Annotated in this window: 5 protein-coding genes; all 5 read right to left on the minus strand. The window is 74.2% G+C overall.

Features of this window, described 5'->3' with window-relative positions; all coding sequences use genetic code 11:
* Nucleotides 1–2,276 (minus strand): AAA family ATPase (locus NH339_RS16435; protein ID WP_253027100.1); only part of this gene is annotated, 2,276 nt, incomplete at its 3' end.
* 43 nt (nt 2,277–2,319) lie between these two features.
* A complete protein-coding gene (locus tag NH339_RS16440) occupies nt 2,320–2,514 on the minus strand; it encodes a hypothetical protein (protein WP_253027101.1) in 195 nt (64 codons plus the stop codon).
* Between the two features lie 161 nt (nt 2,515–2,675).
* Nucleotides 2,676–4,220: an aldehyde dehydrogenase family protein gene (locus NH339_RS16445; RefSeq protein ID WP_253027102.1), complete on the minus strand. Its 1,545-nt coding sequence runs from the start codon at nt 4,218–4,220 to the stop codon at nt 2,676–2,678.
* On the minus strand, nt 4,217–5,845 hold the full coding sequence (locus NH339_RS16450; RefSeq protein WP_253027103.1) for a GMC family oxidoreductase: 1,629 nt from the start codon (nt 5,843–5,845) through the stop codon (nt 4,217–4,219). Before NH339_RS16450 ends, NH339_RS16445 begins: the two co-directional genes overlap by 4 nt.
* Nucleotides 5,846–5,940: 95 nt before the next feature.
* Nucleotides 5,941–7,542: a 2-succinyl-5-enolpyruvyl-6-hydroxy-3-cyclohexene-1-carboxylic-acid synthase gene (gene menD / locus NH339_RS16455; protein ID WP_253027104.1), complete on the minus strand. Its 1,602-nt coding sequence runs from the start codon at nt 7,540–7,542 to the stop codon at nt 5,941–5,943.
* Nucleotides 7,543–7,571 lie beyond the last annotated feature (29 nt).

The following is a 7,571-nucleotide window of genomic DNA, read 5'->3' on the forward strand; positions in this document are numbered from 1 at the left end:
CGCCGACGGTCGGCGGCGCCGCTCGTGGGCGCTGCGCCGGCCAGACGCCCCACCAGCAGCCCGCCGAGGCGCAGCCGATGCGGACCGAGGTGGTCGCGCCAGACCGCGTCGAGCGTCGTGACCAGCTCGTCGTGGGCCTGCATCGCGCCGTGCGCGTCGGCTGCGGCGTCGACGAGGGCGGTGCCGCTGTGCACGGCGAGGGCGAGGTCGAGGTCCCAGCGCGCTCGCACCGACGTGACGACGTCGGCCGGCAGGGGCGTCCCGCGCCCTGCCGCCACGAGCATCCCGACCGCCTGCAGGCAGGCGCGGGCGAGTCGCGTCGCGCCCCGGAGGTCCTGGGCGAGGACCGCGACCTCCTCCCAGTCGCCCCGCAGGTAGGCCACGAGCGCGGCGAAGAAGCGGCCGTCGAATCCGTAGGGAGCCCAGGACCGGCCCGTGGCGCGGCCCCGCTCGAGGCACACCCGGAAGTAGTGGTCGGCGCGCTCGAGCTCGCCGGCGTTGAAGTGCGAGAAGGCCAGGTGGTGCCACGCCCGCAGCTCCCCGTGCACGTCGCCGCGGGCGCGCGCCGCCTCGGCCAGCTCGAGGTAGCCGTCCCGCGTACCCGTGGCGTCGGCACCGGTGCGGGCGAGGACCCGCAGCAGCGTCGTCTGGGCCTCGGCCACCGTCGGGTCGTCGCCGGCCTCCTCGGCCAGCCGCAGTGCGGTCTCGGCACGCTCGACCGACTCCTCGAGCAGGCCCAGCGTGGAGGCCACCTGGGCGCGCAACGACTCCACCCGCGCCCTGACGGCCACCGAGGCGTCCTCGGCGGCCGCGAGCGCGGCACGGCTCGCCGCGTCGGCCTCGGCGTCGGTCCCGCCGAGGTAGGTGATCTGCCCCTGCGTGTACAGCAGCCGCGCGCGACCCTCGCCTCGCGGTTCGCGCTCCAGGTGGTCGGCGAGCAGCGCACCCGCCGTCCGCAACCGGCCGGAGGCGAGCAGGGTGTCGGCGGTCAGCATCACGAGACCGACGACGTCGTGCCCCTCGGGCGCGTGGTCGACGACGCCGAGCGCACGCTGCAGGTGCCCCGCAGCCTCGTCGTGACCCCCGACCCGGCGGGCCTCGTCGGCCGCACGCAGGTCGGCCTCGAAGGCGAGGGCCGGATCGCCCGCGCCGTGCGCGTGCAGCGCGACGGTGGCGGCCGCGACCGGGCCGGGGTCGGACTCCAAGGCTCGCAGGAACGTGGCATGCACGCGCCGACGCTCTCCCGGCAGCAGGTCGTCGAGCACGGCCTCGGCCAGCAGGGCGTGACGGAACCGCAGGGCCTCCCCCACGGGTACCAGCACCTTGAGGTCGACGGCCTCCCGCAGGGCGTCGTCGACCGGACCCTCGGTCTCCACTGCCCGTCGCAGGAGAACGTCGGCCACGGGACCGCCCGCGCACGCCACGGCTCGCACGACCGCCCGGGCGTCGTCGTGCAGCCGGTCCACCCGCACCAGCAGGAGGTCGGCCAGGTTCTCCGGCAGCGACCCGCCGGCGAGACCGGCGTCGAGCAGCTCCTCGGCGTAGAAGGCGTTGCCCTCGGCACGAGCCAGGATCGTGTCGACGCCGTCCGCGCTGAGGTCGCGGGAGGTCCGGCCCCTCAGCAGGTCCGACATCGCCGCGTCGTCGAGCGGCGCGAGGTCGATGCGCTGCACCGACGGCAGCCTGGTCCACTCGGCCAGGGCGGGACGCAGCGGGTGCCGACGGTGCAGGTCGTCGCTGCGGAAGGAGAGCAGGAGCCCGACCGGGCGGACGAACCTGCGGCCGAGCAGGTAGCGGACGAGGTGCCGCGTGGAGGCGTCGGCCCAGTGCAGGTCCTCGAGGACGAGCAGCACGGGGCCCGCGGCCGCGAGGTGCTCGAGCGTGTGAGCGACCGCCGCGACGACGTCGGCACGCAGCCGGTCGCCGTCGTCCTCCCCCACCCCGCCGGAGCGGAGCACCTCGAGGGCCGGCAGCGACGTCGCGAGCTCGCCGAGCCCCACGACGTCGTCGGCCGAGGGCGTCGCGTCGAGACCGGCGAGCGCGTCGACCACGGGCTGGAAGGCCGGCACGTGCTCGCCCAGGTCGAGGCAGTGCCCGACGAGGACGCGGACGCCGGCCGACCGCGCCCGCTCGACCGTCTCGTCGACGACGCGCGTCTTGCCGATGCCGGCGTCGCCGCCGAGCAGCACGGCACGGCCGGGGGTCGAGCCGTCCAGGCCCAGCGCCTCGGCGAGCTCGTCGAGGACGGCGTCGCGGCCGACGATCGGACTCTGCACGACGTCCATCATGCCGTCGCGCACCGACCGTCGGCTCGTGGCGTCACGCGCTGCCGTCGGCGTGGCGTCGTGCGCTCGTCCGGGCTCCGTCGGGGAACGTGGGGACCGTCCACTGCACGAGGCGGCGGTGGGTCCGGCGACGGCGGGGACGGCGCGGCTGGGCGGCGAACGCGTTGCGCGCGATCGTCGTGCGGAGGGCGATCTCGGTGGGCACGTAGCCCAGCGGGTCGAGGATCATGGCGGTACCTCTTCTGCGGCTCGGGGACGACTCCACCGTCGCCGTCTGAGGTAGGGCGCCACATCGGGCGGATGCCCTATCCGCTACCTCAGGTCCGGACGCCGACGGGCCCGCACCCGGCTCTCGCGAGAGGGGTGCGGGCCCGTCGGGCACCAGCCGGACTACGGCTTGAGCGTCTTCTTGCCGCCGTGCAGCAGCGTGACGACCAGGTTCAGGCCCTTCTCGTCCTTCGCGGCCCGCTTGAACGACGTGAGGTTCAGCAGGGGGGCGTAGCGCTGCTGCGTGATCGCCTTGGCGTAGGTGAACTCCTTGAGCCCGTCGGGGCCGTGGATGCGGCCGAAGCCCGACTCCCCGACACCGCCGAACGGGAGCCCGGGCACCCCCGCGAACGTGATGATGCCGTTGACCGAGGTCATGCCCGAACGGATCCGGCGCGCGATCTCCACGCCGTTGCGCTTGGAGAACACCGCGCCCGCGAGCCCGTACTTGCCCGCGTTGGTGAGACGGACCGCCTCGTCCATGTCGCGCACCGGGTTCACGGCGAGCGTGGGCCCGAACGTCTCCTCGGTGATGGCCGTCGACGTCTCGGGCACGTGGGTGAGGATCGTCGGCTGCACGAACCGCTCGCCCACCGCGTCGGCACCGCCGACGACGGCCGTGGCGCCGCGGTCGAGCGCGTCCTGGACGTGACCGCGGATGACGTCGACCTGCGACGGCATGGTGATCGGCCCGATCTTGGCGCCCGCGTCGGTGCCGGCGCGCAGCCCCCTGGCCTGCTCGGTGATCTCGGCGACGAACGCGTCGAAGACCTTCTCGTGCACGTAGACGCGTTCGGTGCCGATGCACGTCTGGCCCGCGTTGGACATGCCGCCCCACAGTGCCGCCTCGGCGGCCTTGGCGATGTTGGCGTCCTCGTCGACGATGAGCGAGTCCTTGCCGCCCGCCTCGATGACGACCGGCGTGAGCCGTTCGGCGCACGCCGCCATGACCTTCTTGCCGGTGGCCGTCGAGCCGGTGAACGCCAGCTTGTCGACGCCGGAGGTGCACAGCGCGGCGCCCGTGGCGCCCAGGCCCGTGATCGCCTGCAGCACGGGGATGCCGCCGACGACCTCGGCGAACGTCTCGGCGAGCCACACGCCGACGCCGGGCGTGTACTCGCTCGGCTTGAACACCACCGTGTTGCCCGCCGCGAGCGCGTAGGCGATCGAGCCCATCGGCGTGAAGACCGGGTAGTTCCACGGGCCGATGACGCCGACGACGCCGAGCGGCTTGTACTCCACCGTCGACTTCTGGTTGGCCATGACGAGGCCGGAGGCCACGCGCTGCGGGCCGAGCACCTTCTTGGCGTGCTTGGCGGCCCACGCGACGTGGTCGATGGCGAGCGCGATCTCGAGCTGGGCGTCGGGGATCGGCTTGCCGGTCTCGCGGTGCGACAGCTCCGACAGCTGCGCGATCCGGCGCGTGATGACGCTGCGCCACGTGAGCAGGTGCTCCGCGCGCTCGTCGAAGGTGAGGTTGCCCCACCAGGCGGCGGCGTCGCGCGCACGCTCGACCGCGAGGGCGACGTCCTCCGGACCGGCGACGGGGTGCACGCCGACGAGGTCCCCGGTGGCCGGGTCGAGCGACTCGAAGGTCTCGACGCCGTCGGCCGGGACCGAGGCGGAGGTGGGCGGCGGGGTCGGGTGGCGGTCGTACGTCGAGGTCATCGGGACTCCTTCAGCAGGTCGGCGGCCTTCTCGCCGACCATGATCGTGGGGGCGTTGGTGTTGCCGCGCGGGACCGCGGGCATGACGGACGCGTCGGCGACGCGCAGACCCTCGACGCCGCGCACGCGCAGCTGCGGGTCGACGACGCTCTCGTCGCCGGTGCCCATCGCGCACGTGGCGACGGGGTGGTAGAGCGTCTGGCAGAGCCGGTTGATCGAGGCGTACACCTGGTCGTCGGTGGGGTCGAGCGACGCGGGCTCCCACGGCGCCTTCACGTACCGGGCCAAGGGACCGTCCTTGAGGATCTCGCAGGCGCGCCGGATGCCGGCGGCGAGCGCCTCGAGGTCGGCGCGGTCGTCGAGGTATCCGGCCTCGATCTCCGGCTTCCAGCTCGGGTCGGCCGACCGCAGCCGCACGTGGCCGCGGCTCTGCACGCGCACCAGGGTCGCGGCGAGGGTGAGGGCCGGCTGCGTGGGCTCGTGCAGGCCGTTGTCCCAGAAGCCGGTGGGCGCGAAGTGGAACTGCAGGTCGGGCAGGTCGAGGTCGTCGCGCGAGGTGAAGAACGCCCCGGCCTCGGCGACGTTCGACGTGAGTGGCCCCCGACCCAGCTTCTGGGCCTTGAGCAGCTGGGGCAGGTTGAGCGACGCGGCGATGTCGGTCGTGCCCTGGGTGTGCGCGAGGACGCCCGAGACCGGGTGGTCCTGCAGGTTCTGCCCGACGCCAGGCAGGTCGACCTGGACGTCGATGCCGTGGTCCTTGAGGTGCGCGGTGGGGCCGATGCCCGACAGCATGAGGAGCTGGGGGCTGTTGATGGCTCCACCCGCGAGGACGACCTCGGCGTTGACGCGCACCGTCTCGGTGAACGCGCCCCGCCGGTAGGTGACGCCGACGGCGCGCTTGGCGCCCTTCGCGCCCTCGAGGTCGATCGACGTCACGAACGCCTCGGTGCGCAGCACCAGGTTCGGGCGCGACAGGGCGGGACGGATGTACGCGTCGGCGACCGACCAGCGTCGGCCCTTGCGGCACGTGACCTGGTAGAGCCCGGCGCCCTCCTGCTCCGCGCCGTTGAAGTCGTCGGTGCGCTTCATGCCGTTCGCGACGGCCGACTCGACGAACGCGTGGCTGAGCTCGTGGTCGTGGCGGCGGTCCTCGACGTGCAGGGGGCCGTCGTTGCCGTGGAAGGAGTTGCGCAGGCGCTGGTTGCCCTCCGACCGCACGAAGTAGGGCAGCACGTCGTCGAAGCCCCAGCCGTCGGCGCCGTAGGCGTCGCGCCACTCGTCGTAGTCGGCGTGGTTGCCGCGGATGTAGATCATCGCGTTCATCGACGTGCAGCCGCCGAGCGCCTTCATGCGCGGCCAGTCGGCGCGACGGTTGCCGAGGTGCTTCTGCGGGGTGGTCTGGTAGCCCCAGTCCCACGACGTCTTGAACAGCGTCGAGAACCCGGCCGGCAGGTGGATCATGTCGTCGTCGTCCATCGGCCCGGCCTCGAGGAGCAGGACGCGGACGTCGGGGTCCTCCGTGAGTCGTGCGGCGACCACACCGCCGCCGCTGCCCGACCCGATCACCACGTAGTCGAAGGTCTCGATCCCCATGCCCGTCCTCTCGTCGGCGCGCACGTGACGCACGCCACTCACGGTACCGCTGGTGTGGTCGTTGCCACCAGGACTGTCACGGTTTCTCGACTGCTGGACGCGCTCGGTCGGCGCGGTGCCGTCGGCACTCAGTCGTCGGCGAGCGCCGCCGCCGTCGTCGCGCGCAGGGCGGCGTCGAGGGCGCGCCGGTCGTCGCGTCGCAGCACCACCTCGACCACCTCCAGCCCTCCGGTCGGCGAGGCGAGGGCGGCCGCGAGCCCGGCCGGCTCGACGCGTCGGTGCGGCACGCGGTAGCCCGCGCAGAGGGCCCCCAGGTCGGCACCGGTGGGTGTGGCGAACACGCGCTCGAACGCGTCGGCGTGCTCCGGACCGCCCTGCTCCAGCGTCGAGAAGATCGCGCCGCCGTCGTCGTTGACCACGACGACCGTGAGGTCGGGCCGTGGCTCGTCGGGCCCGACCAGCAGGCCGTTGCTGCCGTGCAGGAAGGTCAGGTCGCCCATCAGCGCCAGGGACCGGCTCGAGTCGCGGGCGAGGGCCGCGCCGACCGCCGTCGACACCGTCCCGTCAATGCCGGCGAGGCCACGGTTGGCCACGACGTAGCGCCGCTCCCCCACGGTCCAGGGCCGCGCGACGACGTCGAGGTCGCGGATCGGCTGGGAGGCGCCGACGACGAGCAGGCCGCCGGGCGGGAGCGCCTCGGCGACGGTGCGCGCGACGGCAAGGCCGCTGTCGGGGTGGTCCGCGAGCAGGGCGTCGACGGCGCGCTGCACGCGGGCGTCGGCGTCCGTCCAGTCCTGCAGCCAGCCGGGGTCGGCGACGCTGCCGGCCGCGACGTCGTCGACGAACGTGACGCGAGGACCGGCCGGCACCGGGAAGGTCGCCTGCGTGCCCACGTGCACGACGTCGACGTCGGCGCGCGCCAGCAACCGCGTGACCGGACGGCTCAGCGTCGGGTGGCCGAACGACACGACGCGCTCGACCCGCGCGGCCAGGGGCTCGTGACCGAGGAGCAGCCGGTAGGTCGACAGCGCACCACCCGTCCGGGAGCCCGACGTCGGCTCGGCGAGCAGGGGCCAGCCCGCCTCGCGGGCGACCACTCGCGCACGCGCGCCGGAGTCGTCGCCGGCGAGGACGACGGTGCGGGGGCCGGCGTCGAGGGTCGTCAGGACACCGGACTCGCGCCAGGAGGCGACCCGGCCGAGCATCAAGGCATCGGGGTCGCGGTCGAGCGACCAGTCGACCGACTCGACCAACGGCTCGTCGAGCTCGAGGTTCAGGTGGCCTGGCGCGTCGGGCCGGGCGACGCCGAGCAGACCCTTCACGCGGTCCGTGTACGCGACCCCCGGGAAGATGCCCGGCTGCACCGTGGTCTGGTTGGCGCCCGTGCCCCGCAGCCTGGCCGGACGGTCGGCGGTCACGGCCAGCACCCCGACGCCGGCGTGCAGCGCCTCGAGCATCGCCGGGTGCAGGTTCGCCACCGCGGTGCCGGAGGTGGTCACCACGGGCACCACGCGGTGCGACGTCCTCGCGAGGCCGAGGGCGAGGAAGCCGGCCTCGCGCTCGTCCACCCGCACGTGCAGGCGGATGCGTCCCGCCTGCTCGGCGGCGTGGAACGCGAGCGCCAGGGGCGCCGACCGCGAGCCGGGCGCCAGGACGACGTCGGTGACGTGGTGGCCGAGCAGGGTGTGCAGCAACCTGCGCGCCACGCCGATCGACCGTTGCTCGCTCATCGCGCGACCGCCCCCCGGCGCAGCGCGTC

The sequence above is a fragment of the Aeromicrobium sp. CnD17-E genome (assembly GCF_024124745.1).
Classification (GTDB): Bacteria; Actinomycetota; Actinomycetes; order Propionibacteriales; family Nocardioidaceae; genus Aeromicrobium.